The 21,633-nt window shown below is 64.5% G+C and carries 13 protein-coding genes; 8 read left to right on the forward strand and 5 right to left on the reverse strand.

The window, feature by feature from the left end:
• Positions 1–90: 90 nt before the first annotated feature.
• The 3 genes from sucB to RF638_RS11055 all read right to left on the reverse strand — a co-directional run bounded on the left by sucB (position 91) and on the right by RF638_RS11055 (position 5,571).
• A complete protein-coding gene (sucB, locus tag RF638_RS11045; protein WP_368842027.1) occupies positions 91–2,367 on the reverse strand; it encodes a 2-oxoglutarate dehydrogenase, E2 component, dihydrolipoamide succinyltransferase in 2,277 nt (758 codons plus the stop codon).
• Positions 2,368–2,482: 115 nt separating this feature from the next.
• Positions 2,483–3,850: a dihydrolipoyl dehydrogenase gene (gene lpdA, locus RF638_RS11050; protein ID WP_095798914.1), complete on the reverse strand. Its 1,368-nt coding sequence runs from the start codon at positions 3,848–3,850 to the stop codon at positions 2,483–2,485.
• Positions 3,851–4,032: 182 nt separating this feature from the next.
• A complete protein-coding gene (locus tag RF638_RS11055) occupies positions 4,033–5,571 on the reverse strand; it encodes a leucyl aminopeptidase (RefSeq protein ID WP_368842028.1) in 1,539 nt (512 codons plus the stop codon).
• Between the two features lie 211 nt (positions 5,572–5,782).
• Here RF638_RS11055 and RF638_RS11060 point away from each other — a divergent pair, with 211 nt between their 5' ends.
• The 5 genes from RF638_RS11060 to RF638_RS11080 all read left to right on the forward strand — a co-directional run bounded on the left by RF638_RS11060 (position 5,783) and on the right by RF638_RS11080 (position 12,058).
• Positions 5,783–6,703 carry a PAC2 family protein gene (locus RF638_RS11060; RefSeq protein ID WP_129701702.1) on the forward strand — a complete coding sequence of 307 codons (921 nt, stop codon included), beginning with the start codon at positions 5,783–5,785 and terminating at the stop codon, positions 6,701–6,703.
• A gap of 59 nt (positions 6,704–6,762) precedes the next feature.
• Positions 6,763–8,061, forward strand: a complete 1,299-nt coding sequence (locus tag RF638_RS11065) for a nitrate/nitrite transporter (protein ID WP_095798911.1) — start codon at positions 6,763–6,765, stop codon at positions 8,059–8,061.
• A 141-nt stretch (positions 8,062–8,202) separates the two neighbouring features.
• Complete coding sequence (locus RF638_RS11070) at positions 8,203–9,582, forward strand: DUF4192 family protein (protein ID WP_368842030.1); 1,380 nt, start codon at positions 8,203–8,205, stop codon at positions 9,580–9,582.
• Between the two features lie 161 nt (positions 9,583–9,743).
• Positions 9,744–11,339 (forward strand): RNA polymerase sigma factor, encoded by a 1,596-nt coding sequence (locus tag RF638_RS11075; RefSeq protein WP_129701700.1) that lies wholly within the window; start codon positions 9,744–9,746, stop codon positions 11,337–11,339.
• Positions 11,340–11,353: 14 nt separating this feature from the next.
• The gene (locus tag RF638_RS11080; protein ID WP_238663230.1) at positions 11,354–12,058 is read left to right on the forward strand and encodes a ubiquinone/menaquinone biosynthesis methyltransferase; all 705 of its coding nucleotides are present in this window, start codon (positions 11,354–11,356) and stop codon (positions 12,056–12,058) included.
• Between the two features lie 87 nt (positions 12,059–12,145).
• Here the strand turns inward: RF638_RS11080 and RF638_RS11085 are convergent, their stop codons facing one another.
• On the reverse strand, positions 12,146–12,349 hold the full coding sequence (locus RF638_RS11085; RefSeq protein ID WP_016996488.1) for a hypothetical protein: 204 nt from the start codon (positions 12,347–12,349) through the stop codon (positions 12,146–12,148).
• Between the two features lie 231 nt (positions 12,350–12,580).
• Between RF638_RS11085 and RF638_RS11090 the strand changes: the two genes are divergently transcribed.
• Complete coding sequence (locus RF638_RS11090) at positions 12,581–14,689, forward strand: type IIA DNA topoisomerase subunit B (protein WP_368842031.1); 2,109 nt, start codon at positions 12,581–12,583, stop codon at positions 14,687–14,689.
• 164 nt (positions 14,690–14,853) lie between these two features.
• On the opposite strand, the gene RF638_RS11095 is transcribed toward RF638_RS11090, so the two are convergent.
• Positions 14,854–17,439, reverse strand: coding sequence for a DNA topoisomerase (ATP-hydrolyzing) subunit A (locus RF638_RS11095; RefSeq protein ID WP_368842032.1), 2,586 nt, complete (start codon positions 17,437–17,439; stop codon positions 14,854–14,856).
• A gap of 70 nt (positions 17,440–17,509) precedes the next feature.
• On the opposite strand from RF638_RS11095, the gene RF638_RS11100 reads away from it, so the two are divergent.
• Together RF638_RS11100 and RF638_RS11105 are read left to right on the forward strand one after the other, a co-directional pair.
• Positions 17,510–20,203, forward strand: coding sequence for a GNAT family N-acetyltransferase (locus tag RF638_RS11100; RefSeq protein ID WP_315279963.1), 2,694 nt, complete (start codon positions 17,510–17,512; stop codon positions 20,201–20,203).
• Positions 20,204–20,215: 12 nt separating this feature from the next.
• The gene (locus RF638_RS11105) at positions 20,216–21,610 is read left to right on the forward strand and encodes a serine/threonine-protein kinase (RefSeq protein ID WP_129701693.1); all 1,395 of its coding nucleotides are present in this window, start codon (positions 20,216–20,218) and stop codon (positions 21,608–21,610) included.
• Positions 21,611–21,633: the final 23 nt, after the last annotated feature.

Genomic DNA, 21,633 nt, shown 5'->3' on the forward strand with positions numbered 1-21,633 from the left:
CCGCCGGGATGCGCTCTGAGTGATCCAGAACACATCCCGGCGGTGATAAATCAACCGAATGGTTGACCGCTACGAGTCAGTCAGTGGCGATCAGAGACCGACCTCGGACTCGAAGTGACCCTCTTCCAGTCGCTTCTTCATCGTGGAGAGGAAGCGACCGGCGTCCGCGCCGTCGACCAAGCGGTGATCGTAGGTCAGCGACAGGTAGCACATGTGACGGATGGAAATGGTGTCATTACCGTCCGCATCAGTGATGACCATGGGGCGCTTCACGATGGTGCCCGTACCCAGGATCGCAACCTGCGGCTGGTTGATGATCGGGGTGTCGAACAGCGCACCGAAGGAACCGATGTTCGTGATGGTGAACGTGCCACCGGTCAGCTGATCGGGGGAGATGGAGCCGTCCTTGGCGGCGGCACCCAACTCTGCGATCTGCTTGGACAAACCACCCAGGTTCAGATCACCGGCGTTCTTGATGACCGGAACGAGCAGTCCACGCGGGGTGTCAACGGCGATCGCGATGTCCTCGGAGCCGTTGTACACGATCTCCTTGTCGGACTCCTTGAACGTGGCGTTGAGGACAGGGTGAGTCTGCAGCGCCTCAGCGACAGCCTTGGCGAAGAACGGCAGGAAGGTCAGCTTGGCACCTTCGCGCTTCTGGAACTGGTCCTTGGCCTTGGTGCGCAGCTGAGCCACGCGGGTCATGTCCACCTCGGTGACCTGAGTCAGCTGGGCGGACACGTCCAGGGACTCGCGCATCCGCTTGGCGATGGTCATGCGGATGCGAGGAGCCTTCTCGGTGGTGCCGCGCTTGGCGTCCGCTGCCGGAGCAGCCGACTTCTCATCGGTACCGCCGGCCACTGCCGGGGCCATGTCGACGGACTGATCCTTGGACTCGGAAGCCTTGGAGGACTCTTCGGCCGCAGCCAACACGTCCTGCTTGCGGATGCGGCCACCCACACCGGTGCCGGACAGGGTCGAGAGATCCACGCCCTTCTCGCGAGCGAGCTTGCGCACCAGGGGAGTCACGTAACCGGCGGCCTCGGAGGGCCCGGAGGTGGACTTGGGCTTCTCGGAAGAGGAGTCGTCCTGCTTGGGAGCGGGCTTGGACTCTTCCTTCTTCGGCTCGACCTTCTTGGTCTGCTCCTTGGGCTCCTCCTTCTTGGCGGGAACCTTGTCCTCGGCGGCCTCTTCGGTGTTCTCACCGGAGTCTGCCTCGGTTGCGGCGTCCTCGACCTGCTCATCGGAGGGGCCCTCGGAACCGGAGTCGTCCGAGTTGTCGGAGCCGGAGTCGTCGGAGGATGCGTCGGATTCGTCACCGACGATGGCCAGGACCTGGCCGACCTCTGCGTCTTCGTCTTCCTGAACCTTGATCTCCAGCAGGGTGCCGGCCACGGGGGAGGGAACCTCGGTGTCGACCTTGTCGGTGGAGACCTCCAGCAGGGGCTCGTCGACCTCGATCTGCTCGCCGACTTCCTTGAGCCAGCGGGTCACGGTGCCTTCGGTGACGGATTCGCCCAGTGCGGGGAGGGTGACCTCTACGGAATTGCCCGAGGACTTCTTGGTGTCGGCCTTGGGTGCTTCCTTGGGCTCCTCCTTCTTGGCGGGAGCCTTGTCCTCGGCGGCATCTTCGGTGTTCTCACCGGAGTCCGCCTCGGTTGCGGCGTCCTCGACCTGCTCATCGGAGGGGCCCTCGGAGCCGGAGTCGTCGGAGGATGCGTCGGATTCGTCGCCGACGATGGCCAGGACCTGGCCGACCTCTGCGTCTTCGTCTTCCTGGACCTTGATCTCCAGCAGGGTGCCGGCCACGGGGGAGGGAACCTCGGTGTCGACCTTGTCGGTGGAGACCTCCAGCAGGGGCTCGTCGACCTCGATCTGCTCGCCGACTTCCTTGAGCCAGCGGGTCACGGTGCCTTCGGTGACGGATTCGCCCAGTGCGGGGAGGGTGACCTCTACGGAATTGCCCGAGGACTTCTTGGTGTCGGCCTTGGGTGCTTCCTTGGGCTCTTCCTTCTCCTCGGACTCGCTGGCGTCCTGGGTGTCCTCGGCGGGCTCTTCGGCCTGCTCGGACTCACCGGAATCATCTGAGGACTCCTCGGAGCCGGAATCGTCCGAATCGCCCGAACCGGAACCGTCGCCGATGACGACCAGCGGCGCGCCGACCTCGACGTCCTCGTCCTCTTCGACCAGGATCTTCTCAATGACGCCAGCCACCGGGGAGGGGACCTCGGTGTCGACCTTGTCGGTGGAAACTTCGACTAAGGGTTCGTCAACGGCTACCTCGTCGCCAACTTCCTTGAGCCAACGAGTAACGGTGCCCTCGGTGACTGATTCGCCCAGTGCGGGCAGGTTAACGGTTTCAGACATTGTCTCGTCCGTCCCTCTCTAAACGTAGAAATGCTCTCAAGTTGTCAGGGCGGGTGACCGCCCCGGTGGTGGGCTAACCGTCGATGCCCGCCGGGTGGCGGGCATCGACTCGGTATCAACCGTGCAGGGGTGCTCCGGCCAATGCCATGGCTGCTTCACCGATGGCCTCGTTTTGGGTGGGGTGGGCGTGGATGAACGCGGCAACGTCCTCCGGGTATGCCTCCCAGTTCACCATGAGCTGACCTTCACCGATCTGCTCACTGATGCGTGTACCGATTGCGTGGAATCCGACAATGGGACCGTCCTTCTCGCGCACGAGCTTGATGATGCCGCCCGTGCCCAGGATGGAGCTCTTTCCGTTACCGGCGAGGTTGTACTCGAAGGTCTCCACGTTGTCCTTACCGAACTTCTCCTCGGCCTTGGGCTGGGAGTATCCGACGGATGCGATCTCGGGTTCGGTGAAAGTGACCTTGGGGATGTTGATGTCCTCGACGGGCACCGGGTTGAGTCCGGCGATCTCCTCGGCCACGAAACGACCCTGCTGGTAACCGCGGTGGGCCAACTGCACGCCGGGAACGATGTCTCCAATGGCGTAGACGTTGCCGACACCGGTGTGCAGACGCTCGTTGGGGGTCACGAAACCGCGGTCCATGGGGATGCCCTGCTCTTCGAAGCCCATGTTCTCGGTGTTGGGGCCGCGACCGACCGCCACGAGAACGATGTCCGCTTCGAACTCTTTGCCGTCCGCGAGGGTGACCTTGGCGCCGTCGTCGTTCTGCTCGACCTTCTCGAAGAACGTGCCGAGGTTGTACTTGATGCCGCGCTTCTTGAACTCACGCTCGGCGATCTTGATGATGGCGGGGTCCTCGTTGGCCACCAGGTGGGGCAGGCCTTCGATCACCGTGACGTCGACACCGAAGGAGCGCCACATGGAAGCGAACTCGCAACCGATCACACCGCCGCCGAGCACGATCGCGGACTTGGGTACGAAGTCGATCTCGAGGGCTTCGGTCGAGGTCATCACGCGACCACCGATCTCGATGCCCAGGGTCTTGGCGTAGGAACCGGTGGCCAGAATGATGTGCTCACCGGTGTAGGTGGTGCCGTTGGCCTCGATGGTGTTGGGGCCGGTCAACTTGCCGTCCCCGGCGATGACGTCCACCTTGCGCATCTTCATGAGACCGGTGAGTCCCTTGAACTTGCCTTGCACGACCTTGTTCTTGTAATCGCGCACGGCACCCATGTCGATGGATTCCAGCGTGGCCTTGATGCCGTACTTCTCCGACTCACGAGCACCCTCTGCCAACTCGGCGGAATGCAGGTACGCCTTGGTGGGGATGCAACCCCAGTGCAGACACGTGCCGCCCAGCTTCTCCTTTTCGAACAGTGCCACGGAGTAACCCAGCTGAACTGCGCGCAGTGCTGCTGCGTATCCGGCGGATCCACCGCCCAGGACGAGAATGTTGTATTGGTTGTCGGCCACGTTGGCTCCCTCGGGGTTCGAGTGTTTTGACGTTGCTATGCGGTCTGGCCGTACCGATCTGCGGTGCGCTCAGACCCTTGGATGTTTTGTCCCCACCTTATCGCCACGCCCAGGGACTCACCAGGTATTGCTACCTCGTGGGTCCCCGGCGCGTGGCGCGCTTGGTGGGGCGGGTACGCCTACTACGACGCGTAGTTCTCGGCCACGTTCAACAGGGTGCGAACACCGAATCCGGTGCCCTCCTTGGGGGTGTAGCCCCAGGGGGAGCCTTCATTGAACGAGGGTCCGGCAATGTCCACGTGGGCCCAGGGGACGCGGTTCCCCTTGACCTCCGGAACGAACTCGCGCAGGAACAATCCGGCCACCAACATGCCACCGTGCTTGTCGCCCATGTTCTTGATGTCGGCCACGTTGGAGTTCAGGGATGCGCGCAAGTGTTCGGGCAGGGGCATGGTCCATGTCGCTTCGCCAACAGCGGAAGCGGCCTCGGCCACCATGTCGCGGGCGGGCTCGTCACCCATCACGGCGGCGGTACGAGTTCCGAGGGCCACCATCTGGGCGCCGGTGAGGGTTGCGATGTCCACGAGCAGGTCCGGATCCTCCTGGCCCGCGGCCCACAGACCGTCGGCCAGGACCAAACGGCCCTCGGCATCCGTGTTGAGCACTTCCACGGTGTGTCCGGAGTGCATCGAGAGAACGTCCCCGGGACGGGTGGCCGTGGCGGACGGCAGGTTCTCCGCGAGGCAGAGCCAACCGGTCACTGCCACGGGTAGTTTCAATTCGGCCGCCGCGATCACCGTGGCCAGCACTGCAGCGGCGCCGGCCATGTCGGACTTCATGGTCATCATGGAGGCCGGGGGCTTGAGCGAGAGTCCGCCGGAGTCGAACGTGATGCCCTTGCCCACGAACGAGACGTGGCGCTTGGCCTTGGCGGGAGCCCACTCGAGCTTCACGAGGCGCGGCCCGTTAACGGATCCTTGACCGACGCCGAGCAGACCACCGAAGTTGCCGCGGGCCAGTTCCTTCTCGGCCAGGACGGTGACCTTGACCTTGCTGCCCTTGGCGGCAGCGGTTGCGTAGTCAGCCACGAACTCCGGATTAGCGGTGTCGGGGGACAGATCGACCAGGGTGCGGGCGGTGCGAACCGCCTTGACCACGTGGGCGGCACGCTCCACGGCCACCTGCGAGCGCTTGGCGAGGTCCTTCGCAACACACACAGTCGCGGAAGCGACCGGGGTGGACTGCTTGTCCAGGGTCTGCACCTTCTGGGCCGTGTAGCTGAAAGCACCCATGCCCAGGCCCTCGGCCACGGCCTGGACCTCGGCCACGGAGGTGGTCGGCAGAGCAACGACCACGCTGGTGGCCTTGCCCGCCAACTGGCGCACGGCGGCACCGGCCGCCTGGCGCAGGGCCTCTGCGTGAGCGGCGGCGTCGTCGAGGTTGGCCTTGCCCAGACCCGTGAACGCGACCAGACGCGCGGAAACGTTGGAGGGCGCGGGAACCACGGTGACGGAATCTGCGGCACCGGAGGCACCCGCGAGTTCGGCCAGCTCTGACAGGGTGCGGCTCAACTTGGGATTGGCTGCGGGACCCAGATTCACGGTCTTGCCGGGGGCCTCGACACCCACGACGAGCGCGTCGACGGACAGAGCAGCCGGGGACTTGGCACTGACGGCCAGGCTCAGATCACTGATATCAACAATGTCCTGCACGGTGGTCACGATGGTGTCCTTTCGTTCGGAAACACTGACACTTACCCACGCCAGGGGGATCGCAACGTGGGAACCGTCACCGATCCTATCCGGACGTGCCGACACTTCCGCAGTACGCTGCGGGAATACCGGCGGGTCACACCGGCGTTGAATTCAGTAATGTCATCATGAGGCGAACCGTCCCTGGTTTCGTCCCCCAAGTTATTTGCAGGAGGTCGTTGTGCTGGATCCTACGGCGCTGTACCTGAGTGACCCCGCGTTGCTCGGAGATGGGCGACTGCGCGGATTGCCCATGATCGTGGCGCTGTCCGGATATGTGGAGGCGGGGCACCTGGCCGGCCAGATCGAGGCCGTGGTCATGGACTCCATGCCCAGTGAAACCCTGGCCCAGTTCGATCTGGACCAGCTCTACGATTACCGTTCCCGTCGGCCGCACGTGAAGTTCGTGGAGGACCACTTCGAAGAGTGGGACGCACCCGAGCTCACCCTGCGCGTGGTCACGGATGGCCTGGGTCGTCATTTCTTGCTGCTCACCGGTCCCGAACCCGATACTCAGTGGGAGCGCTTCACCCGGGCCGTGGTCGGCCTGGCCCAGCGCCTGGACGTGAGCCTGGTGGCCCTGGTGAGCGGTATACCCATGCCCGTTCCCCACACCCGCCCCATGTTGGTCACCGCGCACGGACCGCGGGCCGACCTGTTGCCGAGCACGGGAGGTAACAAGCCGACCTTCGAGATCAGCGCCTCCGTCTCGCACTTACTGGAATTGAAGTTGCAGGGCGCCGGTATCGATCACGTGGGCCTGTCGGTACACGTGCCGCAGTATCTCGCGGAGTCGTACTTGCCGCAGGCCGCAGTGGCTGCTCTGGAGCACCTGAGCGCCGTCACGGGCCGCACGCTTCCCACGGACGAGTTGCGTGAAGCCTCTCGCGGCGTGATTCAGCAGATCAACGAGCAGGCCAATGGGTCCCCGGAGATCCAGTCCGTCATCGAGAATATGGAACGGCGATACGATGACGTGGTCGATGCGTCAGCGCATCGTTCCATCCTGGCCGGTCCTGACCACGACGATCTGCCCGACGCCGACGAACTCGGTGCGGCCGCCGAGGCTTTCCTCGCTTCTCAGGACGAGCAGGACAACTGATCTCGCGGCAACTGCACTAGCCGGGCCGCGATCTCCACTGCGACCCAAGGACCCTGAGCATGCCACGCACTCCCATGTCTTCACCCCGTGATCAGGGGAAGGATTCGCGAAGGGCGTGGCTCGTCTTTGCTGTGGGGGTTTTCGCCTACTTCTCGGCGGTAGCCCAGCGGACGAGCTTTGGTGTGGCCTCGGTGGAAGCGACGGACCGCTTCCAGACAGTGGCAGCGGGCCTGTCCATGTTCTCCATGATGCAGGTGCTGGTTTACGCCGCCCTGCAGGTCCCGGTGGGTGTGCTGGTGGACCGTTTCGGGCCCCGTGTGCTGATCAGCGCCGGGGCCGCGTGCATGGTGGTCGGCCAATTGCAGCTCGCGGCGGCCGAATCCGTTGCGGCCGGTGTGATTGGCCGAATTCTCGTGGGCGCCGGTGACGCCGCCACGTTCGTATGCGTCATGCGCCTGTTGCCCGCATGGTTTTCTGCCATGCGCGTGCCCATGCTTTCCCAAGTGGTCGGCATGACCGGCAATCTGGGGCAACTCTTCTCCGTGATCCCCTTCGCGGCCGTGCTGCACGCGACCGGCTGGGTTCCCGCGTTCATTTCGTTGGCGGCCTTGGCATTGTTGTCCGGCGTGCTGTCCGCGGCCCTACTGCGCAGCGCACCACCGGGGGTGAACGTGCTCAACGAGTCCATTTCTTTCGCAACCGTGGGCGCGACCATCAAGGAATCCCTCCGGGAACCCGGGACGCAATTGGGTTTCTGGGTTCACTTCGCCGTGCAATTCGTTGGCAATACGTTTGCCCTGATGTGGGCGTACCCGTATTTACAGAACGCTCAGGGGATGGATGCCACTCAGGCCTCCGTGGTCATGACCACGTTCGTGGTGGTCAACGTGGTGGTGAGTTTGGGCGTGGGCAAGCTCAGTGCGGTGTTCGCCAAGCGCCGCTCTGTGCTCGCTCTGTGCTTCTGCGCGGTGATCTACTGCGGGTGGGCGCTCATGCTGCTGTGGCCCGGTGAGGCGCCCACGGCCGTGGTGTTCATTGCGGTCGGCATGCTGGCGTTGTCCTATCCCGCGTCCATGCTCGCTTTTGACATCGTGCGCAGCTTCAATCCGCCCCGCCGCGGAGGCACCGCAACGGGCTTGGCCAATGTGGGCGGGTTCATCGCGTCCTTGGCGGCCATTTATCTCACCGGTCTGGTGCTGGACCTCCAATTCGCGGCGGGGGTTTCACCGACCCTCTACGATGCCGAGGCGTTCCGTCCCGCCATTGCCGCCCAGGGTCTCGTGGCCGCGGTGGGCATCATTGCGGTGCTCATCTGCACTAAGAAAGTGCGCAAGGTTCACGGGCCCCGCTCCGTGTGATCGCGTCCGAGAACCTGTTGGTCCCTTAAGTCGCGGCACTCGCACTCCACAGTGCGGTCTCTCGGGTTTCCTTCTTGTTCGGCATGCACATTTCGACGCCGCCGCGAGACGTGGTGAGCTTGCCTCGCGGATCGTGGGGGCATGACACTCCTCAATGATCCCCAAGAACCCGTCAAGATCCGCTGCGACGAAGACCTCCTGGCACTGATTCCGCACCAACTGGGATATGAACCGCGCAATTGCGCCGTCTTGTTCATCCCGGTCTCCAGCGGGGGAGCACTGTGTTTGAAGCTGCCCACCCCCAGTGGGACGGAAGATCTTGCGGAATACGCCCAACAGCTGACTGAGGTGACAGCGACCACCGGTCACGTGCAGCAGGCGACGGTGGTGGTGTATTCGGATACGGCGGTGCTTTCCCAACCCGAGGAGGACTTCTTCCGCGCAGCGTGGCTGGGGCTGGCCGTTGAGGACTCCGGAATGCGCGCCACCGGTGGTTTCGTCGTGGGCCCGGAGCACTGGTGGAACCTCCAGCGTGTCGATGAACCGCAGCCGGTGAGTGGGATCTCCGACAGCCAGCTGAACGCGCACATGGTGGCGCTCGGAAGCTGTTTCAACGAGTTGACCCCGGAACAACCTGGCCAGGTGCCGGATGCGCTAAGGCACCGGTCGTCCGGATTCCTCGACGCCCTGGACCACTTAACAGAGGGACCGGGCGTTTGGCACACCGAGGACGAAGTGCCCGAGGACCACGGTTTCGCGTACGAGGGCACCCATCACGAGTGGGTGGACGAGCAGTGGCACTGTCACTTCCAGGCGCCGGCCTGCTACGAACGAGACCTGCGGCGCTGGCATGATGCCATCGCCGTGATGAACTCCGGAGGAGCCGACTGGCCCTCCGCGTTGTTGAGTCTCACGGATCAGCATCTCGCTCGGTTGGTCATGGCGTTGACCCACAACATCACCCGGGATGCGATCTTCTACTCGTGGTTGACCGGTGACCAGGACCGAGCAGCGCGGGCGCACAAGGGGCTGCAAGCGTCCCTGCGAGAAGTCTTGTCCCTCCCAGCACCCGCAATCGAGTATTGCGCCACGCGCGAGGACGTCGCTGAGGGGCTGTGTTGCGCGCACGCGGTGCTAGGCCAGTGGGAGTCCATTCCGGACTGGGCCACGGTAGAAGCGGCCTATCGAATCCTGGAGGGATTGGACTTGTTGCTGAGCCACGGATTGGAATCCGCGGAGGCCTTCCGAGGGCGGGAACGTCGGTGCTCCATGGTCCACGCGGACGTCGTATCCGCGCGCGCTCAATTGGAGGTGTTCAGGGGACGAGCCTTCACTGCCATGGGGCTCCTGGAGCGCAGCAACGAGATCGCGGAGGGTCGCGAGGGAGCCCGAACCGTGCGGCGTCGTCTGGACATCCAGGACATACCGTGGTGGAGCACCGACCCCCGTACGGCGTGGCCCGGAGACCGTTGGTGGGCGAAACGCAATGACCCTCGCCACGCTCACGAAAAATATTTGTGATGAACCGGGAACAAAACTTGGGGCATGTATGTTGGCTCAACTAGGACCCTTCAAGTCTCAGGAGGCAGAAATGCCAGCAATCCGGGCTTGACAGGGTCATAGGCGTGTTGACCACACATGGTGGCAATGCACCTCGCGACCGGTTCAACGAAAGGTTCTCAGTGTCACCTGCTGCAAGCAAGACCGCGAACGAGTCCACGGTCTCTGAGGAGTCACAGGACTCCGCACAGAAGACCACTCAGGCCAGCACCGGCCGGGCGAGTACCAGCGGTGCGGCAAAGAAGACCACGGCGGCCAAGAAAACCGCCGCTAAGAAGACCACGGCGGCGAAGAAGACGACCGCGGCCAAGAAGACCACCACAGCAAAGCCCACCGCTTCCAAGACCCCGGCGACCAAGTCGACCGCGGCCAAGAGCGCGGCCACCAAGGCGGCGGCTTCCAAGGCGTCCGCGACCAAGGCCGCTGCCGCCAAGGCAGCCCAGGCCGAAGGCGATGACACCTCAGAGGTCGAGGACACGGAGTCAACTCCCGCCAAGACCACTCGCGCCCGTAAGACCGCGGGTGCCGCACGCAAGTCGAAGACCGCCACGGCAACGGGCACGGGTCGTGGCCGCAAGAAGGCTTCCGATTCCGCGGACACCGCGGACGCGGATGACGAGTTGCTGGCCAACCACGATGAGGCCATCGAGGACGAACGCGACTCTGACGGCGAGGAATCGACTCAGGCCAGCCCGGAGGAAGCCGCTCCTCGCATGAAGGGCCGTGAGGACAAGACCGCTCGCGGGTTCGTGCTCACCACCAACGACGAGGACGACGCCCCGGCGCAGCAGGTCATCGCCGCCGGTGCCACTGCGGACCCCGTCAAGGACTACCTCAAGCAGATCGGTAAGGTCGCGCTGCTGAACGCCGAGCAAGAGGTCGATCTTGCGCTGCGCATCGAGGCCGGCCTGTTCGCTGAACACAAATTCGCGGACGAGCAGGACTCGATGGACGCAGAGACCCGCCGGGCCTACCGCTGGGTGATCCACGACGGACGCCGCGCCAAGAACCACCTGCTCGAGGCAAACCTCCGACTGGTGGTGTCCCTGGCCAAGCGCTACACTGGCCGAGGCATGTTGTTCCTGGACCTCATCCAGGAAGGCAACCTGGGTCTGATCCGCGCCGTCGAGAAGTTCGACTACACCAAGGGCTTCAAGTTCTCCACGTACGCCACATGGTGGATCCGTCAGGCCATCACCCGCGCCATGGCCGACCAGGCCCGCACCATTCGTATCCCGGTGCACATGGTCGAGGTCATCAACAAATTGGCACGCGTGCAGCGTCAAATGCTCCAGGACCTGGGCCGCGAACCCACCCCGGAGGAGCTCGCCAATGAACTCGACATGACCCCCGAAAAGGTCGTGGAAGTTCAGAAGTACGGCCGCGAGCCCATTTCACTGCACACCCCGCTGGGCGAGGACGGCGACTCCGAATTCGGTGACCTCATCGAGGACTCCGAGGCCGTGGTTCCCGCGGACGCCGTGTCCTTCACCCTGCTCCAGGAACAGTTGCACTCCGTGCTGGACACCCTCTCCGAACGGGAAGCCGGTGTGGTGGCCATGCGCTTCGGTCTGACCGACGGTCAGCCCAAGACCCTGGACGAGATCGGCAAGGTCTACGGGGTCACTCGTGAGCGCATTCGCCAGATAGAGTCCAAGACCATGTCCAAGCTCCGTCACCCGTCGCGCTCGCAGGTGCTGCGGGACTACTTGGACTGATCCGGATCGCCACGGTGAGTGAGGATTACTCCATGACGTCCCAGGACAGCCGTGTCCAGAGCATGTTCAACCGGGTCACGCGTAGTTACGACAAAATCAACTCGCTGATGACCATGGGTCGTCACGCGCAGTGGTGTCGGGAGGTTGCCCGGCGCGCGGATCTGACCGCGAGTGGGCGACTCCTGGACATCGCGACCGGCACGGGCGAGATCGCCTTGGCCGCGCGGCGTCGTTACCCTGGCGCTGAGATCTTCGGTGTGGACTTCTCCGAGAACATGCTGGCCGAGGCCCGTGAGAAACCCGGTGCGGACAGCATCGAGTGGGAGTTCGCGGACGCGCATCAATTGCGTTTCGAGGACGAATCCTTCGACGCTGTGACTCACGGGTACCTGCTTCGTAACGTCAGCGACGTGGAGCGGGTTCTCTGGGAGCAACACCGCGTGCTCAAGCCGGGCGGTCGAGTGGTCGTGCTGGAGACATCACCGCCGCGCGGAGTGCTCAAGCTGGTGCTCTCGGTCGGTATGAGCGTGGTCCTGCCGCTGCTCGGACAGATCATCGCCAAGGATCGCGAGGCGTACACCTATTTGAAAAGCTCCACGCTGGGCTTCATGTCACCCGCTGAGGTCGCGGCGGTCATGGAGCGCGTAGGGTTCCGGGACGTCGACTGGGCCACCAAGTACTTCGGTACCAATGTCATCATGTGGGGTCACAAACCCTGATCCCGTCAGCACCTGGGGGATAGCGAAAGACCGGGGCACGCACCGTGTGTGGTGCGTGCCCCGGTCTTTGCATTGGCCGTGAGTGCCTCAGGAGGCTCCCAGGTGCTCCGTTTCGTCCTGCCAAGTGGCAGCCAGCGGGCGCAGCTTGTCCTCGTTCTTGCGCGCGTGATGCGCGCAGAAGAGGAGCTGACCGCCGGTGCTTTCGAGGACCACGCGGACATATGCCTGGGCGCCACAGGCGTCACAGCGGTCGGTCGCGTTGAGTTCACGCGTCTCGAGTGTCGCGTTCATTGGATCCTCCTTACGGATACAGGGTCTGTAATCCCACCTCGCGGTGCAATTACGATGCGCAGTTGGTTTCGAGAATGAACACTGCAGCACGTATCAATAGAACCAAAGGTAGACCTGATTCCTTCCCCCGGGACAGTGGTTTCGCCCACCGCGCACAATGTCGGCGCTGCGGACTAAAGTGGGGGAGTCCCACTCGCGCCTCCGGGCCAGACTCTCGGGAGATTTATCACCGTGACACCCACTCGTTCCGAATACAACGCCCGGCACCTTTCCGTCCTGGAGGGCCTCGAAGCGGTGCGCAAGCGCCCGGGCATGTACATCGGTTCCACGGACTCCCGCGGCCTCATGCACTGCATGTGGGAAATCATCGACAACTCCGTGGACGAGGCGCTGGCCGGCTACGGGCAAAACATCACCGTGATCCTGCACAAGGACGGCTGTGTGGAAGTCCACGACGACGGCCGCGGTATTCCCATCGATCAGGAACCTCGCACCGGGCTCACCGGTGTGGAAGTGGTGTTCACCAAACTGCACGCCGGCGGTAAGTTCGGCGGCGGTTCCTACACGGCCTCCGGCGGTCTGCACGGCGTGGGCGCGTCCGTGGTCAACGCGCTGTCCTCGCGCCTGGATGTTCAGGTGGACCGCGGCGGCAAGACCTACCAGATGTCCTTCAAACGCGGTGAGCCCGGAATCTTCACCGACAAGGGCGCACCCTCGCCGCACGCCCCGTTCGAGGCGTTCACGGACAACTCCGAACTGCAGATCGTGGGCAAGGCCAAGCGCGGGGTCACCGGCACGCGGATCCGCTACTGGGCGGACGAACAGATCTTCACCCCGGACGCCAAGTTCTCCACGGACGAACTGGTGCGCCGGGCACGGCAGACCGCGTTCCTGATCCCGGGGCTGCAGATCACCGTGCGCGACGAGCGCCTGCTGGCGGGCACACCGGGGGAGACCGGATCGCACACCGAGATCTTCCAGTACGACGGCGGCATCTCCGAGTTCGCCGAGTTCCTGGCCATTGACGCGCCGGTCACCGACGTCTGGCGCTTGCAGGGCCAGGGCAGCTTCACCGAGCGCGTCCCGGTGCTGGACGACACCGGACGGGCCAATCTGCAGGACGTGGAGCGCGTGTGCGAGGTGGACGTGGCCCTGCGCTGGGGCGTCGGCTACGACACCACCGTGCGCTCGTTCGTGAACATCATTTCCACGCCCAAGGGCGGAACGCACCTGTCCGGGTTCGAGGCCGCACTGTTGAAAACCATCCGCAAGCAGGTGGAGGCCAACGCCCGCAAGCTCAAGGTGGGCAACGACAAGCTCGAGAAGGACGACGTCCTGGCGGGACTCACCGCGGTACTCACGGTCCGTCTGGCAGAACCGCAGTTCGAGGGCCAGACCAAGGAAGTGCTCGGTACCCCGGCGGTGCGTCAGATCGTCACCAAGGTGGTCGAATCGCAGCTGACCAAGCAGTTCACGTCCAAGAAGCGCGACGACAAGGCCCAGGCCAGCCAGGTGCTGGACAAGGTGGTCGCGGAGATGAAGTCCCGGATTTCCGCCCGGGTGCACAAGGAGACCCAGCGGCGGAAGAACGCGCTGGAAACCTCGTCCATGCCCACCAAGCTGGTCGAGTGCCGCTCCTCGGACGTCGGCCGTTCCGAACTGTTCATCGTGGAGGGTGACTCCGCGTTGGGCACCGCGCGTCTGGCACGTAACTCCAATTATCAGGCGCTGCTCCCGATCCGCGGCAAGATTCTCAACGTCCAGAAGGCGTCGATCACCGACATGCTCGCCAACACCGAGTGCGCCGCGTTGATCCAGGTGATCGGGGCTGGTTCGGGTCGCAGCTTCGACGTGGACGCCGCTCGCTACGGCAAGGTCATCATGATGACCGACGCCGACGTGGACGGGGCCCACATCCGCACCCTGCTGCTCACGCTGTTCTACCGTTACATGCGTCCGCTGGTGGAGGCCGGACGGGTTTACGCTGCGGTGCCGCCACTGCACCGCGTGGAGATCGTGAATCCCGGTTCCAAGGTCAACGAGATGGTGTACACCTACTCGGAGCGTGAACTGGAAACGCTCCTGGGCAGCCTGGAAGAGCAGGACCGCCGCTACAAGGAGCCCATCCAGCGCTACAAGGGTCTGGGCGAGATGGACGCCGACCAGTTGGCTGAGACCACCATGGACATCCGCCACCGCGTGCTGCGTCGCGTGCGGGTGGCGGACGCTGAGGCCGCTGAGCACGCGTTCTCGTTGCTCATGGGATCCCAGGTGGCCCCGCGCAAGGACTTCATCGTGGCGGGTGCCGCCCAGCTGGACCAGGACCGCATCGACGCTTGATCCAGGACAGTCGACGTAGCGGTACGGGACAGGCACAACAGCGATGCATCAACGCGTCCGCACCCTGAACCTCGGCCGGCCGAGCAGGCGATGCCCGATCCACGACGGCGCCCCGAACCTTCCTCGCGAAAAGTTCGGGGCGCCGTCGTTTGTGAAGGTGCGACTCAGTCGTCGAGGGGCAGCATGCCCTCATCGGCGGGAGCCTGATCGGCCACGCTCGTAAGGTCAGCTGCGGTGTCCAACCCGGGCACGGGCAGTCCACCGAGAGCGGGCCCCACGGCGTGCACCGCACGGTCCACGCTCACGCCGGAGCCGTCGCGGCGCCCATACTCGTGGGGCAGGTTGCGGGCCACACCGGCCGACGAGACAGCCTTACCCGGGCCGTGGCCGACCCACGCAAGGTTGAGTTCCGATTCGCCCGTGAGCAAGCGTTGTGCTCGCACACCGGCAGTCGCGCGACCCTTGGCGGGGTACTCGGACAGCGGGGTCACCTTGATGGAGGCCTCACCCATGTCCGGCAGCTGATCCTGGGACTTGGCCTGGGTGACGACCACCGTGGCGTCGTCCTCCTTGACCGCTCCGAAGAAGATGGCGCGCTCACCGGACGCCAGCTTCATACCGGCGACACCTCCGGCATTGCGACCCTGGGGGCGCACCAGATCCGCCGCGAAGTGCAGCAGCTTGGCGTCCGAGGACACGAACACCAGCTCGGCGGTGTCCGGGCACGCGGCCACGCCGATCACGCGGTCGCCGTCCTTGAGCTTGATGGCCGGCCACTGATCGAGGTTGAGCGGGTAGTCCGGGTTCACGCGCTTGACGACGCCCTGCTCGGTACCGACCGCGAAGACCTGAGTGAGGGGCACCAGACCCACCAGATGCTCGTTCTTGTCCAGGCCCAGGAAATCCGAGGCGAGAACACCGTCCGCGAGGCGTGGAACGCCGTCGAAATCCTGCAGCACGGGAATGTCGATACACGACACGCGCAGCATACGACCCGTGGACGTGACCGCCCCGATCTCGCCGCGCGCGGTGGTGGGGAGCACGCTGGCCAGGGCGTCGTGCTTGAAGCGCCGCGAGGCGTCGGCCAGCGGGGTGCGCGCGTTGGTACGCGCCAGTCGCCCGGTCGTGGAGACGAACGCCCAGCACGGATCGTCGGTGATCTCGAGTGTCACCGACGACGCCGCCTGCTTACGTTTGCCGCTCGCGTCCGCCGCAGAAGTCACGGCCGGCAGGTCTTCGGCTTCGAGCAGGACGGTCCGACGATCGTCGCCGTGTTTCTCTGCAACCTCCTCGAGTTCGTCGGCCACGACCTGTCGCAGCTTCTGATCGGAGCCGAGGATCGCCTCAAGTTCGGCGATCTCCTGGAGCAACTGATCCCGCTCGGCTTCGAGTTCGATGCGCGAGAACTTGGTGAGCTGGCGCAGGCGCAGTTCCAGGATGTGCTCGGCCTGGGCGCGGGAGAGGTCGAAGACCTTCATCAAACGATCGCGTGCCTCCGCCGTCTGCTCGGAGGAGCGGATGATCTGGATGACCTCGTCGATATCGACGATCGCGACCAAGAGACCTTCCACCAGGTGCAACCTGTTCTGGCGCTTGGCCAGCCGGAACGCGGTGCGGCGGCGCACCACCGTCAGACGGTGATCGGTGTAGACCCGCAGCATGTCGAGCAGGCCCAGGGTGCGGGGCTGGCCTTCCACGAGCGCCACATTGTTGATGCCGAAGGAATCCTCCATGGGCGTGTGCTTGTAGAGCTGAGCCAGCACCGCCTGGGGGTTGAAACCGTTCTTCAATTCAATGACCAGGCGCAACCCGTTGGTGCGGTCGGTGAGGTCCACGACGTCCGAGATACCGGCCAGCTTCTTCGACTGAACGGCATCTTTGATCTTCTCGGCGACCTTCTCCGGGCCCACCATGTACGGCAATTCCGTGATCACGATGCCCTGTTTACGGGGCGAAACCTGCTCGATGGAGACCTTGGCCCGGGTCTTGAACGAGCCGCGACCGGTGCGATAGGCATCGCGGATACCCTCCAGGCCCACGATCCGACCACCCGAGGGCAAATCCGGGCCGGGAACGAACTTCATGAGGTCTTCGAGCGTGGCCTCGGGGTTGAGGATCAGGTGCCGCGCACCGGCGACCACCTCGCGCAGGTTGTGCGGTGCCATGTTGGTGGCCATACCCACGGCAATACCGGTGGCGCCGTTGACCAGCAGGGCGGGGTAGGCCGCCGGGAGTACCCCGGGTTGCTGGAACTGGTTGTCGTAGTTGGGGACGAAATCCACAACGTCCTCGTCGAGGTCACCCGTGAGCGCCTGGGCGGCCGGGGCCATGCGTGCCTCGGTGTACCGCGGTGCCGCCGGCCCGTCGTCGAGGGAACCGAAGTTGCCGTGGCCGTCCACCAGGGGAAGCCGCATGGCGAACGCCTGGGCCATGCGCACCATGGCGTCATAAATGGCCGAGTCACCGTGCGGATGGAGCTTACCCATGACCTCGCCCACCACGCGCGCGCTCTTGACGTGACCGCGATCCGGGCGCAGACCCATCTGGTCCATCATGAACAGGATGCGCCGCTGCACCGGCTTGAGGCCGTCCCGTGCGTCGGGCAGGGCGCGCGAGTAGATCACCGAATAGGAGTACTCCAGGAAACTGGTTTCCATTTCCTGCGTGACATCAATGTCAACAATGTGCTCGGTAAAATCTTCGGGCAGCTCGTCCTGCTCGGAGCGGGTGGTTGAACGACGTCGGGCCATCTAGCGGCAACTCCTCGAATAATCGGCGTGTACCTGTCGAGAGGTCACGCAGTTGGCTACCCTGAAGTCTATGGGTTCTCACGATGAAGGTTCGCAGTCACCGTCCTACCCCGAATACTGGGAAGCAGACGTCATTATGCGCGACGGTGCGACCGCGCATCTGCGCCCCATCAGTCCGGATGACCGGGACTTGCTCACCGAGTTCCACGGAAAACAGTCCGAGGACAGCATCTACTTGCGCTTCTTCTCCTACAAGCCGGCACTGTCGGAGAAAGAACTGGCCCGGTTCACCACCGTGGACCATGTGGACCGCGTCTGCTTCATTCTGTTGCTCGACGGCAAGATGATCGGAGTGGGTCGCTACGACCGCACCTCGGACCGCGTGGCGGAAGTCGCCTTCATGATTTCCGACCATCACCAGGGGCGTGGCATCGGCTCCATCCTGCTGGAGCATCTGGCCGCCGCGGCCCGAGAGAACGGCATCGACCGGTTCACCGCTGAAGTCCTGCCGGAGAACCGCAAGATGCTCCACGTGTTCGTGGAAGCGGGTTACGACGTATCCCGCCAGTTCGAGGACGGCGTGGTGGTGGTTGATTTCGACATCGACCCCACCGAGAAGTCACTGGCCGTCATGGAGTCCCGCGAACACCGCGCCGAGGCCCGTTCGATCCAGGACCTACTCACTCCCGAGGTCGTGGCGGTGGTCGGAGCGTCGTCGGATCCTGACCACGCGGGATACCACGCGGTCGAAGGCATCCTGAACGGCAGCTACACCGGCACGCTCTACGGGGTGGGGAACACACCGTACGAGCGCAAAGGGCTCACGTTCGTGGCGAGCGTGCAGGAAATTACCGACAAGATCGATGTAGCGATCATCGCGGTCCCCCGGGACGCCGTGGAATCCACCATTGCCGAGTGCGGACGAGCCGGTGCCAAGGCCGTGGTTATCATGACCGGCGGTTACGCGGAGGCCGGTGCGGATGGCGCCGCGCAGCAGCGCCGCTTGGTACGTATTGCCCGCGCTTCAGGGATGCGCGTGGTCGGACCGGCCAGCCTAGGGTTCATCAACACCTCGGAAGAGGTCAGCCTCAATGCCTCGGTCCTGCCGCGCATGCCCAAACACGGGGGACTGGGCCTGTTCTCCCAGTCCGGGGCGATTGGCACCATGGTCTACGGTGCCGCACGCCGTCACAGGGTGGGGCTGTCCAGCTACTTGTCCGCCGGTAACCGCGCGGACGTCTCCGGTAACGACATGATGCAGTACTGGGAGGATGACCTCTCGACCACGGTGTGCGGTCTGTACCTGCAGTCCGTGGGTAATCCGCGCAAGTTCTCCCGTATCGCTCGGCGACTCTCGCGGTCCAAGCCGGTCATCGTGGCCAAGTCCGAGGTCACCGGTCTGCGGCTGCCCCCGGGACACACGGGGCGCACTACCCAGGCTCCTCCCGGAGCGTTGGACGCGATGTTCCGCCAAGCCGGCGTGATCCGTGCCGCGACGGCCGAGCAGTTGTTGGACATCGCGTCCGTGGCCGAAAGCCAGCCGGTTCCCGAGAACAATCGGGTGGCCGTGGTGTCCAATGCGTTGGCGCTGTCCCAACTGGCTGAGGACTCGGCGATCCGGCTGGGGATGGAACCGGTCGTCTCTGACGGCAACGTGGACACCAGCCAGGGTCCCCAGCACGCTCACGACGCGATCATCCAGGCCGTTCGGGACAATGCCGCCCGCGAGGGCGTCGCCAGCCTGGTGGTCGTTCTCATGCCCGTTCCGGGGCTCGATCACCGTGCGCTGGTCGACCAGATCGCCCGCGAGGCACGCACGGCGGAATGCACCGCAATCGGCGTGTTCACGGGCCAATTCGGTAGTGACGCCAAGACGGCCACGGTGCACACCACCGACGACGGCGCGTCCCTCCCGTGCTTCGATTCGCCGGGTGCAGCGCTTCTCGCCCTGTCCAGTGTGGTCACCTACTCTACCTGGCGCGATCAGGACCACGGGCACGTGGAGATCCCCGAAGACTTCAACCACGATGCCATCGAAAAGTTCCTCGAGAGGCTCAAGCCCCAGATTCCAGGGGACGGTCTCTACGAACTGAGCACGAACGAGACGACCGAGCTGCTGGGGCACGCGGGGATCACGGTCCTGGAATCCGTACGATTCGAGGATCCGGACGAAGGGGTCCAAGCGGCCGGGCGGCTGGGCTACCCGGTGGCCCTGAAAACCACGGATCCGCACCTGCGCCACCGCTTGGACCTGGGCGGCGTGGCCCTCAACATTGAGGACGAATCGCAGTTGCGAGCGGCCATCACCACCATGAAGCGCGCGCTGGCGAGCTTCGGTACCTCCGATTTCGAGGTTCAGTCGATGGCCGCGACCGGACAGACCGTGATTGTGCGCGCGATCGAGGATCCCCTGATCGGACCCGTGCTCTCATTCGGTATGGCCGGTGACGCCGTGAATCTGCTCGACGACTGGGCCCACCGCGTGCCACCGCTGACCGATCAGGATATTTCCCGGATGGTGCGTGCCCCCAAGGCGTCCAAAAAACTCTTCGGACACCAGGGTGTCCCCGCCGTGGACACGAACGGCGTGGAAGACCTGGTCAACCGGGTGGCGCTGCTCAAGGACCAGTTCCCGGAAACGGCATCCATCGATCTCAATCCCGTCCTACTGTCCGGCTCCGTGGTCACGGTGCTGTCCGCAACCGTCACGCTGGGTGACCCGGGCCAGCGCACCGACAGCGCTCGCCGGGCCATGCGGGGCTAGGTCACCTATCGCGTGTCGGACACGATAGCCGGGCGTTTCGAGCTACTCGAACCCATTGCCAAGGGTGGCAGCGGGGCAGTGTGGCGCGCCATGGACCACAAACTGGAGCGGGAATGCGCGGCCAAGGTGCTACGCCAACGCGATTCGGCCGATCTGCTGCGCTTCGTGCGAGAGCAATCCGTCAAGTTGGATCACCCGCACGTGGTCGCACCTTACGGCTGGGCCGCCGAGGACGAGTACGTGGCCATTGCGATGCCCCTGGTCAGCGGGGGGACCCTCGAGGCAGCGTTGGGGGACAACGGTGCCGTGGCGGACTTCGTGGCGGAGGAGATCGTCTACCAACTGCTTCAGGCCCTGCAGTTCGTTCACGCACGAGGCTGGATCCACCGGGATGTGAAGCCGGGCAACGTGCTCATGGAACCCACCGGTTCCGGGCGGCCATGGGCTCGACTCGCGGATTTCGGTATTGCCGTTCGCGCGGAGGACGCTCGGTTGACCCATACGGGAACCGTGGTCGGGACACCGGGATACCTGCCGCACGAGGCCTACGGACCCATGGAGCCGTCGATCTCCTCGGATCTGTACGCGGCCGGTGTCACGGCGGTGCGGCTCGTGGACCCGCACGTGGATCTCAGCAACCCGTTGGAACCGACAGCGGTGGAGGGACTTTTCCCGGATTCTCCGCAGTTGCGTAGTCACGTGGCGGGTCTGCTGAGCACGGAACCGAAACAGCGCATTGCCGCGGCGAAGATCGCCCTGCACGACTTGGGCGAAGGAGCAGCGAGCCGATCCGACCGCGAATCCCTCACGGCCGAGGGAGAACCCTTCGAGATCTTCGACGTTCTCTCACCCACCACGGAGCGTGAGCTGTCCGTGGTTCCCGATGCAGCGGTGTTGCCCCTCTCGGAGGACGCTCCCACGGCACGCATCGAATGGCACGCCGTGCGCCGCAGGGGAGAGGAACACCCACAGGCGGCAGCCGTGCCACCGATCTCCGACGACCCGTTGAACCCGTTCGGCAGACTGGCAGCCACCGGGGAAACCACCGAAGCTCTGCCACGCCAGGAGACCCCGCGCACTGCCGCTGTGCCGCACGTGGCGAGCGAGGAACCCACGCCCACACCGCGGTCCATTCCGGCCAGGCGAAACACACGGCCCCAACGATCTCGGATGCCCTGGGTGCTCTTGGCTCTGGTGCTGGCCGGTATCGCCTTGACCGCCGGATACTTCTTGGCCGGCCCGGCGCTCAGCTCGTGGCTGGAGGATACGACCGGTGGCGAACCCGACGTGAGCCAAACGCCCGAGGTGACCCCAACGCCGTCGCCACCGCCAGAACCCGGCCAGGACGTGACACCGGTGTGCACCGAGCAAGAAGACGGATCGCTGTCGTGCGTGGTCACCCCCTGACCGTGATAATTGCGCACAGAAGC

It is taken from the genome of Kocuria sp. CPCC 205235, assembly GCF_040980905.1.
Classification (GTDB): Bacteria; Actinomycetota; Actinomycetes; order Actinomycetales; family Micrococcaceae; genus Kocuria; species Kocuria carniphila.